We start from the raw sequence: 20,189 nt of genomic DNA on the forward strand, positions 1-20,189 counted from the left end.
TCCACAAGCCGCCCCTTCTCGCCTTTGACTTTCCATCGATGAAGAAGCTGCGAATTGATGTCCTGTCCATTCTCGTGATCGCACTGCTTGTCGGTGGTGCGATCCTTGTTTGGGGCAAGGATCTCGGCATTGAAACGGCCGAGCGCCGGAGTGAATGGCTATCCGGCGTGGCATTTGCCGCGTTGTTGCTGGCCATCGCCGTGTCATTCCAATATGGGGTCCGTTGGATGGAAGCGATTCGCCATGTCCGGGATTGGCTGAACACCCGCCAATCCAGTATGGCGGATACAACCCAGGCGGCCCTGGCGCCAAAGCGCCCGGCACCGCCAAGCCTTGCGCCGTCGCTGGCCACGTTGCGTGATGCGCTGCGCCACAAGTACGGGCTGCGCTGGCGTTATCGCCAGCCTTGGTTGCTGCTGGTGGATGCCGATGCGGATGCTCGCGCGACTGTCGCCGCGCTGCTGCCAGAACTGAAGGCACAGGGCTGGCTTATCACGCCTGATGCGGTGCTGGTGCTGGCTCAGTACGACAAGGATGGTCAGCCAGATATCGCGTGGCTCAGGCAATTCCGCCGACTGCGGCGTTGGCGGCCGCTCGATGCCCTCGCCATGCTGTTCGACGGGCATACGCCAGAGGCACTGCAGGGCAGGCAGGCGCAAATCCTTTCTGCCTGGCGGCTACGTATTGCCGATGTCCTGCGCTGGTCCGCGCCGATATTCGCGATGCAGGCGGGGCAGACGATTGCGCTGCCTTCTGCCGAGGTGCCGCTTGTCGGTTGCGAGATTCCCGAGCGCGCCAACGCTTCGGATGTCGAAGTCGCGTTGCATGCGCTGCGACATCGACTGGCGTGCTGGAGTCTGAATGGATGGCCGATGGATGTGTGCACGCGCCATCTCGGCCGATTGTCCCAGGAACTGGGCCGCCAGGTCGACAAGCTGATCGCCATGTCAGCCGCTGTGGCAGGCCATGCACGGCAGCCGATGGGCGTGCGTGGCATCGTGTTCGTGCCTGTGCCCGACAAAAGCCGCAGCATCGGCACGGCGGCGGATTTGTCGGTGTGGCAACACATTGCCGATGTGGCGCAACGCAGGCCGGGGCGCCGCGCCGTCTGGCATCCCTTGACGGCCGGAGCCGGTCTCGTATTGGCAGGCATCGGGATATGGACGGCCGGCATGATGTTCTCAAGCCTGCAGACAGACACCGACATCCGGGTTGCGCGCCAGGCGGTGCGTGACGTGGAATCCGTGTCCGATGCGGCCACGCGACTGAACGCGCTGGATGTCATGCAGCAGCAGATTGCGCGATACGCGTACCGCGCCAGCCACCATGCGCCTGTCTTGATGCGCTTCGGCATGAATCGCGACGCCGATGTCCTGGCCGCCCTGATGCAGCCGTATGCCAAGGCCAGCCGTGAAATCCTGATCCGGCCTGTGGTGCGGGATCTCGAAGCGTCGCTGGCCGACTTGTCCCGCTTGCCGACGGCTGGTCTGAGCGATGAAACGAGCAAGTGGGCACTGGCGGGGCATGACGCGCTCAAGGCCTACCTGATGCTGGCGCACCCCGAGCGCACCGATCCGGCGTTTCTTGCCGGACAACTGGCGCGACACTGGTCCACGGACGCGCGTATCGGCCCGGCGCTCAAACAAGACTATGGCGAACGATTTTCCAGATTCTTCGTCCAGCACCTGAAGGCGAATCCGGAGTGGCGCATCGCCGCAAGCGCCGAACTGATCCATGGGGCACGTCAGACGCTGTTGGCCGTCATGGGCGAGCGCAACGCCGTCGATACCACCTATCGGAACATGATCGAGGGCGTTGGCAACAAGTATCCGGATCAGACGCTGGCGTCGCTCGCGGCGGGGACCGATACGCGCGGGCTGCTGCGAAGCGACGCCGTGGTGCCTGGCGTCTTTACGCGGCAGGCCTTCGAGGGCTACGTGGCCGGCGCCATGGAGAAGGCCGCCACCGAACAGGACGTGGCGGGCGATTGGACGCTCGCGGTGGGACAGCAGTTGCCCATCGGCAAGGGCCCGGGTGGAACGCCCGCAGAGATCCGCAAGGCGCTGGCGGACCGCTATTTTGCCGACTATGCCGAGCACTGGCAGCAGTTCATGAACGGCCTGCAATGGGAGCCGGCCCGAACGCTGCCCGGCGTGGCCGATCAGCTGAAACTGATGGCGGATGCGCGCCAGTCGCCCGTCATGGCGTTGATCCGTGCGCTGGAGTACCAGGGCGGAGCCGGTACGCGAAGCGCGTCACTGTCGGACACGCTAGTCAACAAGACCCGGGAAATCCTGAGCGGCAACGATCCGGCACCCGTGAAATCGAGGGCCGATCCGGACGGTCCCTTGCACGCCGCATTCGGCCCGGTGATGCGCCTTGTAGACCCGTCCCGCAATGCCGGTAGTGGTGAGTTGAGCCTGCAGCGGTTCATGGACCGCGTGACGGCGGTTCGACTCCATTTGCAGCAGATTGCCATGGCCAGCGATGCCGAAGCGCAGGCGCGCCAGATGGCACAGGCCTTGTTTCAAGGCAAGACCTCGGAGCTGGCCGATACGCAAGCCTATGCGCAGCGGATGGCGGCCAGTCTCGGCGCCCAATGGGCCGGCATGGGCAACGCGCTGTTTGTGCGGCCGATTGCCCAGGCCAGCCAGGCTATCGTCCAGCCGGCGCAGGCGAGCCTGAATGAAAGCTGGCGGTTGGGTGTTGCCACGGCATGGACACGCTCGTTCGCAGGCCGCTATCCGTTCTTCGACACGGAAAACGACGCGTCGCTACCGGAACTGGCGCGCTTTCTGCGACCGCAGGGTGGGCTGATCCCTGCATTCTTGTCGACCCAGCTTGCCGGGGTGCTGGAACTGCGAGGCGATGAATGGGTGCCTACCACGACAGGCGGGCAGTCGCTCGCATTCGATCCGGAGTTTCTGCGGCGTATCAACACGTTGCAGCGCATCGCCACGCACATGCTTGCACAGGGCGAACCGCGCTACCGCTTCCATCTCAAGCCGATCCCGACACCGGGCCTGACCGATACGCTACTGATCGTCGACAACCGGCCGCTGCATTACTTCAATCAGAAGGAAGCCTGGATGTCCATGCGCTGGCCATCCGACAATCTGCAGGACCCTGGCACCCGCCTGCAATGGCAGACCGAGACGGCTGGAGCGAGCAAGAATCATGAGTTTGCCGGCGCCTGGGGGTTCGTGCGGATGCTGGAGCGGGCGAGCGTTACGCCCGTCGATAGCGCAACTTTCCAGTTGAGCTGGCAGGCCGTTGCCGAAACCGGCGTACGCAGTGACGGAGGCGGTGACAATGAAAGCCTGAACGCCCGCCTGCCGCGTGAGGCCGCGCCAGCGGATATGACGTATCCGATTCGCTACCTGCTGCGCTCGGAAGTCGGCCATGGACCGCTGGAAATGCTATGGCTGCGCAACTTCGTATTGCCTTCGCGCATCTTCACGGATCAGGCGCCGGCGTCGGGGGGCGCGCCGGCGTCCCGCGCGTAGTGGCCGTCAGGCGGTCGTCACGCAGCCATCAGGCCGCAGGGTCTCCTGTCGGCACATCCCGCTGCGGGTGGCCGTCGTATGTCCACAGAAACTGCCGGGGGATCGGGCCCTTGTTGCGGCCGCCCTGCTGGGTCTGCTCCCAGGCGTGCGACAGGATGCCCACCGAGCGCGACAGGCAGAACAGGCCGCGCGCCAGCGGTGCCGGGAAGCCCAGTTCCGCGTAGATGACGGCGGTGGCGCCATCGATGTTCATCGGGATCGGCTTCTCCCGGCCTTCGCCGAGCTTCTTTTCCACGGCGCGTGCGATGGCGGCATAGCGGCCCGAGACCACGCCCGCGTCGGCGGCCTGGTCCACCAGCGCCAGCAGGCGCGGGGCGCGCGGGTCCAGCGGGTGGAAGCGGTGACCGAAGCCTGACACGAACTTGCCGTGTAGGTCGCGGTAGTTTGCCAGACCAGCGGCCACGGCGTCGTCGAACGGCACGCCTTCGTCGAAGCGCCGCGCGATGTCCTGATACAGCTCCACGGCCTGCTCGCCGGCGCCGCCGTGCACGTCGCCCAGGACATTGACGGCCGAAGCCATCGCGTTGTTCAGCCCCACGCCACAGGTGGCGGCCATGCGGGCGATGGCGATGCTGGGTGCCTGCGGACCGTGGTCGACGGCGGCCATCAGGGCTGCGTCAAGCAATTCGCCCTGGCGCTTCTCGGGCAGTTCGCCACGCAGCATCAGCCAGATCATCTGGGCAAACGACACGTTGCCGATCAACTGCTCGATCGGGTAGCCGCTGTAGCGGATCTCGCCGGGCTTCATGTCGATGATCTTCGTGCGCCACCAGTCCTGTGAGGCCTGCCGGCCCGCGTCCATCGGAAATGCTTCGCTCATAGTGCGCGCTCCTGTTTCAGGGTGGCAATGTCGTCGGCCGCGTAGCCGAGTTCACCAAGAATGTCGTCGGTATGCTGGCCCAGCTGCGGCGGCGGGGTATCCACCGACGGTGCGGTGCCATTGACCTTGAAGCCCGTGCGGAGCAGGCGGATGTCGCGGCCCACGCCAGGCACGTTGGCAAAGTCGCCGATCATGCCGCGATCGCGTACCTGCGGATGCGCGAGCACGTCGGGCACCTTCAGCACCGGGCCGGCAGGCACGCCGGCTTCGTTCAGCAACTGCCACCATTCGGTGGCCGGCTTCTTCGCCAGCTCGGCTTCGAGTTCGGCGGTCAGCGCGGCGCGATTGGCCAGGCGCGACTGGCGCTCGGCAAAACGCGGGTCGCCGGCCAGATCGGGACGGCCCACCACGCGGCACACGGCCTCGAACTGTTCCTGCTTGTTGGCCGCGATGTTGAGCGGCCCGTCCCCGGTACGGAACGTGCCCGAAGGGCTGGCCGTCATGTTCTCGTTGCCCATCGGCACCGGGTCCTTGCCGGCCACCAGGTGGTTCGACACCACCCAGCCCATGGTGGCCATGGTCGCTTCGAGCATCGACACGTCGAGGAAATAGCCCTCGGTGCGGTCGCGGTCGGCCAGCGACGCCGCAATCGCAAACGCGGCCGTCATGCCGCCGATGGTGTCGGAAACCGGATAGCCCACGCGCAGCGGCGCGCTGTCCTTGTCGCCGGTGATGCTCATCACGCCCGACATGCCCTGGATGATCTGGTCGTAGGCCGGCAGGTCGGACAGCGGGCCGTCCTGGCCGAAGCCCGAGATCGCGCAGTAGATCAGGCGCGGATTCACCGGTTTCAGGTCGTCGTAGCCCAGGCCAAGCCGGGTCATCACGCCGGGGCGGAAGTTCTCCACGACCACGTCGGCGCTCTGCACCAGCTTGCGGAACACTTCCTTGCCACGCGCGTGCTTGAGGTTGATCGTGATCGATCGCTTGCCGGGGTTCTGTGCCAGGAACGACACCCCCATCAGGTTACGGTTCAGTTCGGCGTCGGCGCCCAGCTGGCGCGCCAAGTCGCCGGTGCCCGGGGTTTCCACCTTGATGACCTCGGCGCCCATATGGGCCAGCTGGTGGCAGCAGAAGGGCCCGGCCAGCACGTTGGTGAGGTCGAGCACGCGGATATTGCGAAGCGGCTTGTGCATACGGTTCTGCCAGGAAATGGTTAGTCGGCGCGGATCAATCGACGCGAGCGCCCGATTCCTTGACGATCGCGCCCCAGCGCGTGTTCTCGCTCTTGATGAAGGTGGCCAGCTCTGCCGGCGTGCCGCCGCGCGGCTCGCTGCCTTCGTCATGCAGCTTGGTGATCGTGTCCTTGTCCTTCAGCGCCTTGTTGACTTCGGCGTTGAGCTTGGCCACCACATCGGCCGGCGTGCCGGCCGGTGCCACCAGTGCCTTCCAGTCCTCGGCCTGGAAACCAGCATACCCCTGTTCCGCCACGGTTGGCACGTTGGGCAGCAGCGCCACGCGCTTGGCCGATGTCACAGCCAGCGCGCGCAGCTTGCCGGCCTTGATCATCGGCATGGCGATGGGCGGCGTGGCGAAGTAGAAATCGGTCTGGCCGCCCATCAGGTCGGTCAGCGCGGGCGACGCACCCTTGTACGGCACGTGCAGTGCCTTGATGCCGGCGCGGCGCTGGAACATCTCGCCCGTCAGGTGGCCCACGGTGCCGGTGCCGGCCGATGCCATCGACAGCGGCTTGGTCTTGCCGGCGTTCACCAGATCGGCCAGCGTCTTGTACGGCGCGTCCTGGCGCACGATCAGCACCACCGGCTGCGCGGCAACCAGCGCCACGGGCGTGAAGTCCTTCACCGCGTCATAGGGCATCTTGGGGTACAGCGTCGGGTTGATCGCCAGGTTGGCGGTCTGCCCCATGCCGATGGTGTAGCCATCGTTCTTCGCCTTGGCCACGAGGTCCAGGCCAATATTGCCGCCCGCGCCGGCACGGTTTTCTACGACCACGGTCCACTTGGTGGCGACGCCCACCTTGTTGAACACCAGGCGCGACAGCACGTCGGTGCCGCCCGCCGGCGGGAACGGCACCACCAGGCGGATGGGCTGCGCGGGGTAGGCGTCGGCGGCGATGGCGGGCGCGGACAGCAGCGCCGGGGCGGCGGCGAGGGCCAGCAACGTGTACGCAAACTTGCGGCGCAAGGGCAGACGGGTCATGCTTGTCTCCGTTTTATGTTCTATTGTACAGAACAACGATCTTAAAGAAGGAATGATCGTGAGAATAGGAGCGATGGGGAGGGCTGTCAAGCGGGGCTTGGCCGTAGCTGCTGCAGTCGGCCTGAATGCGCAGTGCGTGGATTTCGTTGTTTGCCGATCGAACTTTGGCCGGAGTCTCGATAGCCTTTCGATCCTTGTGCCGAGTTCATCACGGCGCTCACCTTGAAGGGGCTATCCAATCATGCAACGTTCGATCCCGCCGTCACCGAACCGTCTTGAAGTCTCCAGAAGCCGACGCATCCTGATGCTCTCCATGCTGTCTTTGCCTGGCGTGTCGGGCTGTACCGGTGCGATGTTGTCCGATGCGGTCCGACTGGAACGCAGTGGCGAGTACAAGGAGATTATCGACCAGGTCATGTTGACCGTAGATGGCAAGAAGCTCGTAGTGATCGCCCCCACATACCACTACATCTTCGACGTGCAGCCGGAATTCTCCGACCTTCTGCGTTTACCACTGCACCGGAAGCTCAGTGCTCGGTTCTCTACGTTCGATATTCATCCAGGCGGCATCGCGTCCGGCACCGTTTGGCTGACGCTGAACGATCCTGACGATCAGGAGTATGCCAAGGCGCTATCGCTTGGATTCAAGGGGCCAAAGACGGAGGCCCGCAAGCGTTACGAAATTTCGGGCGAACGTTATCTCGCGCGCGACTTCAAATTGCCGGCCAATCTCAAGCAGCTAAACCGATCCTACGAAATCACGGTTGTGGAATGGTCCCGAGGGGCTAAGCAGGCAAAGATTCTTCTGACGCCGCTGACCGTGGCAGCTGACGGTGTCATTCTCCTGGCCGCGATTCCACTAGGGTTACTGTGGTATTTCTCGGGTGCGAAGATGAGTCTTATGTGAGTAGCGCCCACGGCGGCCTTTTGTGCGCCGCCCAACGGTGTTACCCCTTGGCTCGGCGACTTCTGGGAACAGGCTCGAAACGCCGCCTCAAACAGCCACGGGAGCCGGCAGCGCAAAGCCGGCGCCCACAGCACGACGCGCCTCCGCCAACGCCTTCTTCGCAATCGAAGCGTCGCGGCCCAGCCGCAGCAAGCCGCCGAGCTGGTGCGGCGCCTTGAGCAGTCCGAGGACGACCGCGCCAACGTCGGTACTGCCGTCTTCGGCCATGCCGGCGAATGCCAGCGGTGGCACGGCGCGGTCGGCCGGGTCGATCACCACGCGCAGCGCGGCGAACGGGATGCCCAGCGTCTGGGCGGCGCGTGCGGCGATATGCGATTCCATGTCGACGGCCAGGGCGCCATGCGAATCATGGAGCGCCGTCTTGTCGGCTACGGTCAGCACCGGTGTGTCGGAGCCGGCCAGCAGGCCGCTTTCGGCGTGGGGCAGGGCACGTCGCAATGCGGCAGTCCAGTAGGGCGCCGTGCTGTACGACGTCTGACCGCTGCGCACGGCCGTGGCGACAATGACGGCGCCGGGCGGCAGCGTGGGATCGAGGCCGCCCGCCACGCCAAAGCTGATGACGCCGGCGCAGCCCTGCATCAGGCGGATATCCAGCGCACGCGCCAGCATCACGCCGCGCTGGCCGTACAGCGTCTGCACATCGGGGCTGGCCGCGATGCGGGCTTCGAAATCCATGCCGCAGACCACCAGGACCGGCGATTGCGGGGATGCCACGGCGCTCACAGCCCCCAGGCCACGGCGTGGTTGCCGTCGCGTAACAGGTTGCGGAAGCGCGCCAGCGCCCAGAGCGGGAAAAAGCGCGAATAGCCGTGGTAACGCAGATAGAACACGCGCGGGAAGCCTACTGCCGTGAAGTACGGCTCGTCCCACAAGCCGTGGCTCGCCTGGGTGCGCAGTAGGTATTCCACGCCGCGCGCCACGGCCGGGTGATCGCCGGCGCCGGCGGCCATCATGCCCAGCATGGCCCACGCCGTTTGCGATGCGGTGCTGGGCGCCTTCTCGTAGCCGCGGTACTCGAGCTTGTAGCTGTCGCCCGATTCGCCCCAGCCGCCATCGGCGTTCTGTATCGACGCCAGCCACTGCGCGGCGCGCTGCATCTCCGGCGCGTCGGCGCCGATGCCGGCCGCGTTGAGGCCGCACAGGGCGCTCCACGTCCCATAGATATAGTTGGTGCCCCAGCGGCCAAACCAGCTGCCGTCGGCCTCCTGCTCGTCGAGCACGTAGCGCAGCGCGCGCGCCGCCGGTTCGCTATTGGCCGGCATCTGGCCAAGCTGGCACAGCATGGCCAGGCATCGCGCCGATACATCGGTGGTGGGCGGGTCCAGCAGCGCGCCGTGATCGGCGAACGGGATGTTGTTCAGGTACAGATGCGTGTTCTCGGGCTCGAACGCGCCCCAGCCGCCGTTGCTGCTCTGCATGCCGATGACCCACTCGCAGGCGCGCGCGATGGCGGGCGTGTACCGGTTCGAGCAGTCGCCGCGCTCGGCGCGGTCCATCGCGGCGGCCACCACGGCCGTGTCGTCCACGTCGGGGTAGTGCGCATTGTTGTACTGGAAGGCCCAGCCGCCGGGCCGCACGTTCGGGCGCCGCACGGTCCAGTCGCCGCGCAGTTCCAGTTCCTGCAAGGGCACCAGCCAGTCCAGCCCGCGCGATGCCGCGGCTATCGCGCGCGGCTCGCCCACTTCCAGCAGGGCATGGGCCGCCAGCGAGGTGTCCCACACCGGCGACAGGCACGGCTGGCAGTAGGCTTCGTCATCGCGTACCACCAGCAGCTTGTCGATGGACTTGCGGGCAATGGCGCGGTCGGGGTCGTCGGGCGGCACGCCCAGCACGTCGAACATCAGCACCGAGTTGACCATCGCCGGGAAGATCGCGCCCAGGCCGTCCTCGCCGTTCAGGCGCTCGACCGTGAAGGCGCGCGCGCGCTCGATGGCGCGCTGGCGCATGCTGCGCGGAAATAGCGGTTCGACCACGCGTACCACGGCGTCCAGCGCGCGGAACACGCCCACCCACATGGGGCTCTGGTGCGGCGCCCGGCGCGGCAGGCGGGCGGCCTGGCAGGGGCGCAGGAACAGTTCGTCGATGCCGATCTTGCGGGGGTTGCGCGCCTGCGGCCGCAGGCTGTTCAGCACCAGCAGCGGCACGATGACCGTGCGCGCCCAGTACGAGACCTTCGACAGATGGAACGGAAACCATTCGGGCAGCAGCATGATTTCCACGGGCATCATCGGCACGGCCTGCCACGGCATCACGCCGTACAGTGCCAGCAGCGTGCGCGTGAAGACATTGCTTTCCTCGGCGCCGCCCATCGCGTGGATGCGACCGCGTGCCCGGCGCATATGCTCGGCCTGGGGATCGTCGCCAGCCATCTTCAGCGCGAAGTACGCCTTGACGCTGGCGCTGACGTCGGAGCCGCCCGCGTGGAACAGCGGCCAGCCGCCGTCGGCATTCTGGATGCGGCGCAGGTAGTTGGCGATCTTGCCTTCCAGTGCCAGGTCGGGGGTCTCGCCCAGGTAGTGCACCATCAGGATGTACTCGGCCGGGATAGTGGCATCGGCTTCGAGTTCGTAGACCCAGTGGCCGTCGGCCTGCTGCTGCGCCAGCAGCGCATCCACGGCGTGCGCGATGCCGTCGTCGAGCGGGTCGGGCAGGGACGCCTCGGTGGAGCGCCGGTTCAGCGTGTCGTCATGAGGGCGGGTGATGGTTGCAGCCTGGTTCATCAATTCGGGGGCACTTCTCTCATGGCAATGCGGCGGCCACGGCCGCGTGCATCACATCGGCAGAAAACATGCGGTCACGCAATGGCATGCCGCAGCACGATCCAGGCAAGCTTGGCCTTGTTGACGCGCACGCGCGTGCGCGGGGCCAGCCAGCCACGGGTCAGCAGGCGCGTCAGGATCTCGTGATAGACCTCGTACATGATGCGCGGCGAGCGCACCACGCGCGACGGGCAGCGCGCCATGATGGCGGCCGACGCGTCGTAATGTGCCTGGGCGTCGCGGGCAATGCCGCGGCAGACCGTATCGATCGACGGATGATCGATCACGGCCCGTGGGGTGCCGGCCGGAATGCCGGCGGCGGCCAGCGCCTCGGCGGGCAGGTAGAGCCGGCCGATTTCTGCGTCTTCGTCCAGGTCGCGCAGGATGTTGGTCAGTTGCAGCGCGCGGCCCAGGTGGTGCGCCAGTTCGATGCCCGGCTGTTCGTCCAGGCCGAACACGCGCACCGCCAGGCGGCCAACCGCGCTGGCAACGCGGTCGCAATACAGGTCGAGCGTGGCCGCATCGGGCGCCACGATCGTGCTGACGACGTCCATGATCATGCCGTCGATGACGGCGTGGAAGTCCTGCTGTTGCAGGTTGAATGCCTTGATCTGCTCGTCGAGCGAGCGCAGCGCGGCGGGCGCGTTGCCCGCGTAGCAGGCTGCGATGTCTGCGCGCCAGTCTTCCAGGGCTGCCAGGCGGTCCGCGTGCTGGGTGTCGCCGTCGGCGATGTCGTCCACGGCGCGGCAGAACGCGTAGATCTCGAACATGGCCTGACGCTGCGACGGCGGCAGGATCCGCATGGCGGTATGGAACGAGCTACCGGAAGACACGGCGGGTCCGGCGAGCGGAGCGCCAGGCGTTGCGATTTCAGAACCGGCCACGGGTTTCCTCGGCACGCTATATATCAGGCGGTCTATGGGAAGCCGCCCGGTTAGGGGTTTTCAGGGTCGGGCGATTATAGCAACATCACCGATTCGGGGTATTTGTGACGGTTGAGGCGCCCGATGCCGGGTATCGCGCGTAGGGAACGCCACGTGACGGCGTGGCCGTGGTCTGGTCGATCACCTTTTCCACGTCGGGAATTTCACGCATCGCGGCCACGAAGGCCGGCCGGTCGAAATCCTTTCCCACGCAGCCTTGCACCGTCAGCCAACGGCCGCGCACCATGATCCAGAGCGAACTGTTTTGCCAGGCAGGCAGCGTGCGGCGCAGGTCCTGCAGCCGCCGTTGCAGCGATTCGGCGATTTCCGTGTCGTACTGGTATGCGTTGGCCAGCCGGCAGCGGCCTTCCGCATAGCAGTGGTTGCCTTCCTCGATGCGGTGGTGTGCCTCGCGTTTCCAGTCGTCCTCGGAAATCCGTGGCCCGGCTGGTTCGGGACAACCCGGAACGGCACTGGAAACGCGCACGAACGGGTCATTGCCATAGTTGCGCAGCGATTGAGCATGCACGATTTTTGTCGCCACGATAAATAGCGCGACAAACGCAATCGCGACAATCCATACCATTCGCCTATTAATCGACCAGCCGGTCGAAACGTCAGCAAGGCAATACATTATCGGCGGCATAAAAGCAGAAAGCCCCGCCGAAGCGGGGCTTCCCAGGCCAGATAATTGGCCCGGCGATTCAGGCTTAGATGGCCTGGATCTTCGTGGCCTGCTCGCCCTTCTGGCCCATGGCCTTCACGTATCGGACCTTCTGGCCTTCCTTCAGCGACTTGAAGCCATTGCCTTCAATCGCCGAGAAATGCGCGAACAGGTCGTTGCCGCCTGCGTCCGGGGTGATGAAGCCAAAGCCCTTGGCGTCGTTGAACCACTTAACGGTACCGGTTTCCATATATCTATCCAACCTTGAATTTCAAATGAGCGTGATTGCCCGACCAAGCATGTTGCCCACAACGAACCGGAGCAATAACGCTACAGGCCGGTGCACATGCGAGCAGCCATTCTGACGGTTTTTTTTCGCGTGTCAATCAGACTATCCCCCTAACGGTATTTCGGCATGCGAACAGCAGATATTAGAGATTTCTAGATCATTTGGGGGTTTGTCTGACATCAGACTGAATCGCCTGGCGGTATGACACGCATTTCCGTATCTGTGGTATCGACAGTTGGTACGCAGCCGTAACCCCCGGCGGCACCACGCTGCCATATATGCCACAAAACCGTTCCGCCAACGCTACTCCATATGGACTATGGCTACCAATGGATGATGCCGTGACAATGCGCGTCATACCAAAAACCGGTTGCCGCAGCGATGCGCGCGAGCCGGAAAAATCCCGGGGCACCAGGCACCGGATCCGTGAACGGGGAATCAGATGTCATCACATAGTTAGCCAGTCCTTGGCACGCGGGCCTTGCCGCGCCCGCTGCCGGCATCATGCCGGCCGTCTTCCTGCCGCATTTCCCTGCCGCGTCATTCTTCAAAGCAGGCCCATGCCATACCAGAACCGGGCAGGGTGGCACGCGCCTGTGTCGGCCGCATGACAGGACGGCGTCGGCACAATTTTTGACAATCTCGGTCCGGCGAATGGCCTAGCATCCGACCTGCCCGTGAATTAGTAAAAACACTAGTTCCGACGGGGCGACGGCATAATGCGGGGCCCGCGACGCCAGGAAGCGGATGCGGCGGACGCGCGGCGACGTACCGCGCGCCATACCAACAAAGAAAAAGCGGACAACAACGAGTGAAGCCATTGCAGCGTTTAATCCGGGGACTTTTCCATGAAGTTGGCAGCGATGCGCCACGCCGCGCCGTGGGGCGCGTTTGCCGGCATGCGATGCTGGCCGTGGCCGTCGTCGCATCGGCGGGTGCCGTGATGCTGGCCGCGCTGACGCCGTCGGCCGATGCGCTGGCGCAGGCAGCCGAGGCGGCCCAGGCTCCTGTGGCACCCAAGGCCGCCCGGGCAGCCAGCACGCCCGCCGCGCCCAACGTCGCCTTCCACTACGGCAGCAAGCCGCCCGTCGATCTGCTGCAGGCATTCGACGTGGCCGTGGTCGAACCCGACAGCGGTTTCGATCCGCGCCAGGCGAAGACCCCGAACACGGCATGGTTTTCCTACGTGAGCCTGGGCGAAGTGCTGCCCAGCCGCGCGTACTTCAGGGACATCCCCCAGTCTTGGCTCACCGGCAGCAATGACGCCTGGAATGCCCGGGTGGTTGACCAGGCCGCCGATGGCTGGCCCGCCTTTTACGTCGACAAGGTGATCGCGCCGCTGTGGGATCGCGGCTACCGCGGCTTTTTCATCGACACGATGGACTCGTACCACCTGGTGGCCCGGACCGACGCCGAGCGCGCCAGGCAGGAAGCCGGCATGGTGCGGGTGATCCAGGCCATCAAGGGCCGCTATCCGGATGCGAAGCTGCTGTTCAACCGCGGCTTCGAAATCCTGCCGCAGGTGCATGCGCTGGCCTATGGCGTGGTATTCGAATCGCTGTTCCGCGGCTGGAACCAGGCGCAGGGCGCCTATACCGAGGTCAGCCAGCAGGACCGCGACTGGCTGCTGAACCAGGCCCGCATCATTCGTGACCAGTACAAGCTGCCGGTCATCTCGATCGACTATTGCGCACCGGCCGACCGCACGTGCCAGCGCGATACTGCGCGCCGTATCCGCGCACTCGGCATCACGCCGTACGTGACCGATTCCGGCCTGCAGACGGTGGGCGTCGGCCAGATCGAGGTGCTGCCGCGCCGCGTGCTGGTGCTGCAGGAAAGCCAGCCGGGCGTGTCGATCGACAACAGCGAAGGCGTGCGCTTCGTGTCGATGCCGCTGAACTACCTTGGCTATCGCGTCGAGTTTGCCGAGACGCGTGATCCGCTGCCGGAGATCACGCCGGACCGCTATGCGGGCGTGGTGGTCTGGTCCAACGGCTATTTCACGCGCAACGCAGCCCGCTACCAGGCCTGGCTCGAAAAGCTGAGCGGGCAGGGTGTGCCGGTGGCATTCATGAACGGCTTCGGCATGCCCGCGAACAGCCCGCTGCTGCGCAGCCTGGGCTTGAAGGCGGTGAAGGGGCGCGTATCGAGCCCGGTGCAGATCGTGTCGCAGGACAAGATGATGGGCTTCGAACAGCCCGTGGCGCCCGATGCCACCGAGGCAGTCGCCGTGCAGGTGCAGGATGGCGCTGCCAACACGCGCTCGCTGCTGCGCCTGCGCGCGGGTACGCTGACCTACGACGCCGCGGCCATCACCAGGTGGGGCGGTTATGTGACCGGCCCCTATGCCGTCCGCCAGAACTACGCGATCCGCCAGAATTCCTCCAGCGACCAGGACCGCTGGATCGTGCAGCCGCTCGATTTCCTGCGCGAGGCCCTGCGACTGCGTCCGATGCCGGTGCCCGACACCACCACCGAAAGCGGGCGCCGCCTGCTGACGATCCATATCGACGGCGACGGGTTTGCCTCGAAGGCCGAGATTCCTGGCGGCGGTTTCGCCGGCGAGGTGCTGTTCCGGGAAATCTTCGACCGCTATCGCCTGCCGATGACGATGTCGGTGATCGAAGGCGAGGTCGGCAAGTCGGGCATGTACCCAAAGCTGACCGCCGAACTGGAGCCGATTGCACGCAAGATCTTCGCGCAGCCGTATGTCGAGGTGGCCAGCCACACCTATTCGCACCCGTTCGAGTGGGGCCGCACGGTGCCCGGTCAACAGAGCGACGCGCGGGTCACGGAGGGCGACGAGGAATTCCACCTGGCCATCCCCGGCTACAAGATGGACCTGAACCGCGAGATCGGCGGCTCCATCGACTACATCAACAAGGTGCTGTCGCCGAACAAGCCGGTGAAGATGCTGCTGTGGCCCGGCGACTGCCAGGCGCCGCCGGAAGCCATCAAGCTGGCCGATGCCGCCGGCGTGCTGAACATGAACGGCGGCGACACGCTGATCACGCGCAGCAATCCCACCTGGACCGCCATCGCGCCGCTCGGTATCCACAAGGCCGACAACACGTTCCAGGTATTCGCGACCAACCAGAACGAGAACGTCTACACGAACCTGTGGCGCGGCCCGTACTACGGTTTCGAGCGCGTGATCGAGACCTACGAGATGACCGAGAAGCCATATCGCTTCAAGGCCGTGAACATCTACTACCACAGCTACGCGGGCACCAAGGCGGCATCGCTGAAGGCGCTGCGCAAGGTGTACGACTACGTGCTGACGCAGAATGTGTTGCCGATGCACTCCACGGACTACGTGCTCAAGGTGCTCGACTGGCAGGACATGGCCGTGGCACGCGAACTCGGTGACGGCGCCGATGGCGCCCCGGCCAGCGGCGCATGGGTGGTGCGTGGCGACGGCAACCTGCGCAACCTGCGCTGGGTCGGCGCCGGTGTGCCGGACGTGGCCACGGCACAAGGCGTGACCGGTTCGTCGCCAGCCCCGGGCGGCGGCGTTTATGTGCACCTGGACGGCGGCCATGCGCGCTTCAGCGTTGTGCCGGCCGCCACGCAGGCGGTGCCCGAACTGCCCGAGGCCAACGGCCTGGTGCGTGACTGGCACCGCGATGGGGGCACCACCCGCTTTGCTTTCTCCGGCTACTACAAGCCGTTCTTCCGGCTTGCCAATGCCGGCCAGTGCAGCGTCACCGTCGATGGCAAGCCCGCTCGCGGCGTGCGCGAGAACAACACGCTGCGTTTCGATACCCCTGCGGTGAATGATCCGATCCATGTCCAGCAACAAGTCGAAGTCCGCTGCGGCGCCTGAGCGCGAGCGGCTGTTGCCGCCGGCGCTGGTTCTGACCTTTACCGCGATGGTGGGGGTGGGCCTGGCGCTGATGTTTCCGCGCGAAACGCTGCGCGAACGCCTGCTAGGCCAGGGCCGTACGGTTGACGGCCTGACCGTCGCCTATCTCGAGGCGTGGTCGCGCGTGGCCCCCAACGACACGAGCTTCATGAGCGTGCTGGCCGAGCAGTACGCGCGCAGCGGCCGCCTGGACGACGCCGAGAAAATGCTCGAACGCATGATGGCCGTGCAGGGGCAGGACATGACCGGCCATATCCTGCGCACGCGTATCGAGATCACACAGCAGCGCGCCTATGCGGCGCAGCCCGAATCACCCGAGCGTGCCGAGCGTCTGGCGCTGATGAAGGACCTGCTCAAGCAGGCCACCGCCGACGGCGCCATGCGCGGCTGGTCGCTGGCCGACCTGCAGACGCTGGCCACGCAATCGCGCCAGATCGGCGATGCCGACGCGGCCAGCGTGCTGTTCCGCGCGCTGGGCAGGCGCGATCCCGCCAATCTCGATTTCTACAACCGGCAACTGGCCAGCATCGCCCTGGCCGGCGGCAACTATCGCGATTCCGCGCAGGCGTTGTTCGACGCGCAGGCGCGCAGCAAGAACCTGTACGAACAGCGCACGCTGTTCCTGCAGGCGCTGCAGACGCTGCAGGCGGGCAACCTGCTGGATGAGGCGCTGGTGGAAGCCGAGCGTCGCGGCGCCAGGCTGCTCGAAGATCCCGACGTACTGCGCTACCTGACCAGGCTGGCGCTGGCCGCCAACAAGCCGGACGTGGCGGCGAAGTACGTCGAGCGGCTGCTGAAACTGTCGGCCGGCAAGCCGTCGGGCGCCGCGCAGATCGCGCTGGCGGCGCTGCGCCGTGATGCCGCACGTGCCCAAGTGCGTCGCGTGTCCGACACCGAGCCGTGGCTGGCCCGGGGCGATGTTTTCCTGGATGGCCCGCGCGGCGTTGCCATGCGCGACCGGATGGGCGATTTCGGCCTGCGCCGCGTTCACGTGCAGGCCGCGCAGGCACCGATGCCGGCCCAGGCCACGCCCAAGCCGGGTCCGGGCAATCCGACGCAGGCCGAGGCCCAGGCCGCCGCCAAGGATGAAGTGGCTGCAGCCGTGGCGGCCGGCAAGGCGTTCAACGCCGACGACTACGACCTGGCCTACCGCGTGTTCCTGGCGGCGGGCAAGCTCCACCAGGCCCAGGACGTGGCGCGGACGGCGGTGCGCAAGCTGCCGAACGAGCCCGTCTGGCGCGAGCGGCTGGCGCAGGTAGCCGAATGGAACCGCCAGCCGATGATCGCGCTGCAGAGCTGGCTCGAATACGCGCAGGCGACCAACGACGAGCGCGCCTGGAACAACGTGATGCGCCTGGCGCCGGGCCTTAACGACGATCGCGCCTACCTGGCCGCGCTGCGTCACCGTGCCACGGGCGGCGACCTGAAGACCATCGACGAGGTGGTGGCTGCCTACGAGCGGCTGGGGGAGCCGGAGGCCGGCATGGCCTTCCTGGACACGCTGGCAAACGGCCCGAACGGCCGCCAGGCGATGGAACGCAATGCCGATCTGGCCGAGCGCGCGGGCAAGGACGATCGCGCCTTCGAACTCTACGGTCAGCTCGAGAAACGCTTTGGCGCCCGGCCGCGATACGCGGTCAAGCGCGCCAATATCTTGTTTGTGCGGGGCCGTCTGAATGAAGCGATGGATGCGCTGCTGCCGGCGCGCAAGCAGGCGGGCCCGCAGGACCTGCTGTACTGGCGCACGTACACCGAGCTGGCCCGTCTGACGCAACGCGACGATCTGCTCAAGGACGGCTATCGCCAGATGATGTTCGCCATGGCCGAGACCCGTGACGACCACTGCATGCAGTTTCCGCCGGGTGCCGCCCGCAACGACTGCATTGCCGAGGTGCGCGACACGGTGGAGGCCGACTATTCGAACCTGATTGCGTACTACGACCGCTCGCCCATCGACGCGGGCCGGATCGCCGAAGCAAGCTGGCGCAAGAACGGCAAGTTCGACCAGTTCCAGCTCGCGGTGTACTACTACACCCGCGCGCATGCCTGGCGCCGTATCGACCAGCTGCTGGCGGACCTGCCTCCCGAGCAGCGCAGCGAAGCCGAATCGTCGGCGGTGTTCCTGATGCGTCGCGCCGAATACTGGCGCCTGACCGGCAACCGCGACCGCGCGCTGGCCGACCTGCGCCGTGCCGCCGCGCAGCCCGATGCGGACAGCGAGACCTTCGGCGCGCTGCTGTGGGCGCTCGTCGACAGTGGCACCGACAGCGAAGTGCGCGCGGTGATGCAGCGACTGAAGCCCAGTGCCGAGCAGGACCCGGGCCTGTGGGGCGCGTATGCCGCGGGCGCCATGCGCTTCCAGGACGGCTATACCGCGCTGCACTACCTGCGCAAGATGCAGCAGGGCAAGAACGCCGATCCGCTCTGGCTGGGCCTCACGGCCGACGCGTACGAAGCCATCGGGCAGACATCGACGGCCTGGCGCATCCGCAGGCAGGCGTGGATCGACCTGCACCACGCGTGGGCTGCGGGGGGCCAGCACTGGGCCAATGCATCGGCAAGCGACGATGAAGACGGCGACACGGAAGACGACACACAGGATGGTCCGGCACGGGGCGACCTGCGCCGCCAGACGGTGGCGCTGGGCCAGATCTTTGCGTCCGGCGATGTGTCGCGCAGCCTGGTCATCGAGATGCTGCGCCGCGACCGTGCCGAAGTGGCCGCACGCCGCGCCGCGCCGGGCGATGCGAAGTCGCCGTCGCAACTGGGCAATGTGCCGGGGCTGCCGTCGCTGGACGCGGTGCCGCCGGCCGCGCTGACCGAGGCACAGCGCCGTCGCCAGGGCCAGATATCGGCAGCCAGCCGCGAGGTGGCGCTGGCCTGGGCGATGTCGTCCGAATCGAACGATCTGGCCCGGGCGTGGTTGGCCCGGCAGTATGCCGACCGCATGCAGCGGCCCGCGTATGCCGAGATTTCCATCGCGCTGGACAGCAACGACATGGACCAGCTCGACCGGATCATGGAGCGCCAGGCGGGCCGGGTGCCGGTGGCGAACCAGATCGAGGCCAACCGCCAGCTCGACCGCCTGTCTACCGCCCAGACCCAGGCGTTTGAAACGCAGGAGCTGGCCCGTACCGACGACGCGCTCCAGCAGACGCTGGAAGATGCGCTGCTGTTCAATGCCCAGGCCATCGAGCCGCGCGTCACGTTCCAGCGCCAGAAGCCGCTCGAGTACTACGAGTACAGCCTGGCGGGCGGCGCGCGCCTGTGGGACGGCTATGCGGTGAACCTGCGCGGCGTGTTCCGCGACCAGCGCAGCGCCGACCGCACGCAGCTGGACAACGTGCCGGCATCGGACCGCCGTGCCGAACTGGCGCTGAGCTATCGCGACAGCCAGAAGAACTGGCTGCTCGGGATTGGCCGCCGTGACGGCCTGGAAAACTTCACCACGGCACGCCTGACCGGCAACTGGAACCAGGAAGGGCGCATCCAGTACACGGGCACGGTGGGCTACAACCAGCCGGCCGACGAATCGGCACAGCTGCGCGTGGGCGGCATGAAGGATGTGGTGGAACTGGGTGCCACGTGGCGCCTGGGCCTGCGGGAGTTCATCAGCGGCCGCGCCCAGTACAACCACTTCCACGGTCAGGACCGCACCGCGCTGGGCCATGGCATGGTCTTCGACGTCGAGGCCGGCTATCGCATCCGCACGCAGTATCCGGACTACACGGTGCGCATCGTCGGCACGCGCGGCATCTACAGTGCCAATGGCGGCACGCTGTCGCCGACCATGCAGCGGCTGCTGCCGGCCGGGGATGACGAGGCCACCCCGGCGTTCTACATGCCGCAGAGCTTCACGCAGGCCGGCGTGCTGTTCGGGTTCGGCACCGACCTGATCGACGACTACACGCGCAAGTGGCGGCCCTTCATGGAAGCCGGTGCTCTGTACGACACGCGCGCGGGGCACAACTTCCGCGGGCAGGTGGGCGTGGCGGGATCGGTGTTCGGCAACGACCATCTGTCGCTGTACGTCTCGCACGACACCGCGGCCCGCACCACGGGAACGCCGCTGACCGAAGTTGGCCTGCGTTATCGCTGGCTCTATTGATGAACAAT

At 66.1% G+C, this 20,189-nt stretch carries 12 protein-coding genes; 4 read left to right on the forward strand and 8 right to left on the reverse strand.

Annotation, left to right across the window (positions count from 1 at the left end):
* Positions 1 to 38 precede the first annotated feature (38 nt).
* Positions 39 to 3,506 (forward strand): ImcF-related family protein, encoded by a 3,468-nt coding sequence (locus AC3G88_RS10015; RefSeq protein ID WP_488893368.1) that lies wholly within the window; start codon positions 39 to 41, stop codon positions 3,504 to 3,506.
* A gap of 28 nt (positions 3,507 to 3,534) precedes the next feature.
* On the opposite strand, the gene AC3G88_RS10020 is transcribed toward AC3G88_RS10015, so the two are convergent.
* The 3 genes from AC3G88_RS10020 to AC3G88_RS10030 are packed head-to-tail and all read right to left on the reverse strand — an operon-like array spanning position 3,535 to position 6,606.
* Positions 3,535 to 4,386: a citryl-CoA lyase gene (locus AC3G88_RS10020; RefSeq protein ID WP_487522848.1), complete on the reverse strand. Its 852-nt coding sequence runs from the start codon at positions 4,384 to 4,386 to the stop codon at positions 3,535 to 3,537.
* Positions 4,383 to 5,582: a CaiB/BaiF CoA transferase family protein gene (locus AC3G88_RS10025; protein WP_488772656.1), complete on the reverse strand. Its 1,200-nt coding sequence runs from the start codon at positions 5,580 to 5,582 to the stop codon at positions 4,383 to 4,385. Before AC3G88_RS10025 ends, AC3G88_RS10020 begins: the two co-directional genes overlap by 4 nt.
* A 34-nt stretch (positions 5,583 to 5,616) precedes the next feature.
* The gene (locus AC3G88_RS10030) at positions 5,617 to 6,606 is read right to left on the reverse strand and encodes a Bug family tripartite tricarboxylate transporter substrate binding protein (protein ID WP_488772655.1); all 990 of its coding nucleotides are present in this window, start codon (positions 6,604 to 6,606) and stop codon (positions 5,617 to 5,619) included.
* Between the two features lie 241 nt (positions 6,607 to 6,847).
* Here AC3G88_RS10030 and AC3G88_RS10035 point away from each other — a divergent pair, with 241 nt between their 5' ends.
* On the forward strand, positions 6,848 to 7,513 hold the full coding sequence (locus AC3G88_RS10035) for a hypothetical protein (protein WP_488772654.1): 666 nt from the start codon (positions 6,848 to 6,850) through the stop codon (positions 7,511 to 7,513).
* Between the two features lie 87 nt (positions 7,514 to 7,600).
* Here the strand turns inward: AC3G88_RS10035 and AC3G88_RS10040 are convergent, their stop codons facing one another.
* The 5 genes from AC3G88_RS10040 to AC3G88_RS10060 all read right to left on the reverse strand — a co-directional run bounded on the left by AC3G88_RS10040 (position 7,601) and on the right by AC3G88_RS10060 (position 12,169).
* Entirely contained in the window at positions 7,601 to 8,287 is a 687-nt protein-coding gene (locus AC3G88_RS10040; protein WP_488772653.1) for a phosphorylase, read from the reverse strand.
* 5 nt (positions 8,288 to 8,292) lie between these two features.
* Positions 8,293 to 10,293, reverse strand: coding sequence for a squalene--hopene cyclase (shc, locus tag AC3G88_RS10045; RefSeq protein WP_488772652.1), 2,001 nt, complete (start codon positions 10,291 to 10,293; stop codon positions 8,293 to 8,295).
* A 74-nt stretch (positions 10,294 to 10,367) separates the two neighbouring features.
* The gene (gene hpnD / locus AC3G88_RS10050; protein ID WP_488772651.1) at positions 10,368 to 11,216 is read right to left on the reverse strand and encodes a presqualene diphosphate synthase HpnD; all 849 of its coding nucleotides are present in this window, start codon (positions 11,214 to 11,216) and stop codon (positions 10,368 to 10,370) included.
* Positions 11,217 to 11,301: 85 nt separating this feature from the next.
* Positions 11,302 to 11,841, reverse strand: a complete 540-nt coding sequence (locus AC3G88_RS10055) for a BON domain-containing protein (RefSeq protein ID WP_488772649.1) — start codon at positions 11,839 to 11,841, stop codon at positions 11,302 to 11,304.
* Between the two features lie 124 nt (positions 11,842 to 11,965).
* Entirely contained in the window at positions 11,966 to 12,169 is a 204-nt protein-coding gene (locus tag AC3G88_RS10060; RefSeq protein ID WP_008650922.1) for a cold-shock protein, read from the reverse strand.
* Positions 12,170 to 13,112: 943 nt separating this feature from the next.
* On the opposite strand from AC3G88_RS10060, the gene AC3G88_RS10065 reads away from it, so the two are divergent.
* Together AC3G88_RS10065 and AC3G88_RS10070 are read left to right on the forward strand one after the other, a co-directional pair.
* Positions 13,113 to 16,034: a bifunctional glycoside hydrolase/polysaccharide deacetylase family protein gene (locus tag AC3G88_RS10065; RefSeq protein WP_488772648.1), complete on the forward strand. Its 2,922-nt coding sequence runs from the start codon at positions 13,113 to 13,115 to the stop codon at positions 16,032 to 16,034.
* Positions 15,997 to 20,181, forward strand: a complete 4,185-nt coding sequence (locus tag AC3G88_RS10070) for a tetratricopeptide repeat protein (RefSeq protein ID WP_488893369.1) — start codon at positions 15,997 to 15,999, stop codon at positions 20,179 to 20,181. The genes AC3G88_RS10065 and AC3G88_RS10070 overlap by 38 nt, the downstream gene beginning before the upstream one ends.
* Positions 20,182 to 20,189: the final 8 nt, after the last annotated feature.

This window comes from Cupriavidus sp. 86D6 (assembly GCF_057815095.1).

Excerpts from the sequence above, each read along its gene's own strand:
- shc (WP_488772652.1), bottom strand. The coding sequence starts at position 10,293 with ATGAACCAGGCTGCAACCATCACCCGCCCTCATGACGACACGCTGAAC.
- AC3G88_RS10065 (WP_488772648.1), top strand. The coding sequence starts at position 13,113 with ATGCTGGCCGTGGCCGTCGTCGCATCGGCGGGTGCCGTGATGCTGGCC.
- AC3G88_RS10070 (WP_488893369.1), top strand. The coding sequence starts at position 15,997 with ATGTCCAGCAACAAGTCGAAGTCCGCTGCGGCGCCTGAGCGCGAGCGG.
- AC3G88_RS10025 (WP_488772656.1), bottom strand. The coding sequence starts at position 5,582 with ATGCACAAGCCGCTTCGCAATATCCGCGTGCTCGACCTCACCAACGTG.
- AC3G88_RS10055 (WP_488772649.1), bottom strand. The coding sequence starts at position 11,841 with ATGGTATGGATTGTCGCGATTGCGTTTGTCGCGCTATTTATCGTGGCG.
- AC3G88_RS10020 (WP_487522848.1), bottom strand. The coding sequence starts at position 4,386 with ATGAGCGAAGCATTTCCGATGGACGCGGGCCGGCAGGCCTCACAGGAC.
- AC3G88_RS10035 (WP_488772654.1), top strand. The coding sequence starts at position 6,848 with ATGCAACGTTCGATCCCGCCGTCACCGAACCGTCTTGAAGTCTCCAGA.
- AC3G88_RS10030 (WP_488772655.1), bottom strand. The coding sequence starts at position 6,606 with ATGACCCGTCTGCCCTTGCGCCGCAAGTTTGCGTACACGTTGCTGGCC.
- AC3G88_RS10060 (WP_008650922.1), bottom strand. The coding sequence starts at position 12,169 with ATGGAAACCGGTACCGTTAAGTGGTTCAACGACGCCAAGGGCTTTGGC.
- AC3G88_RS10015 (WP_488893368.1), top strand. The coding sequence starts at position 39 with ATGAAGAAGCTGCGAATTGATGTCCTGTCCATTCTCGTGATCGCACTG.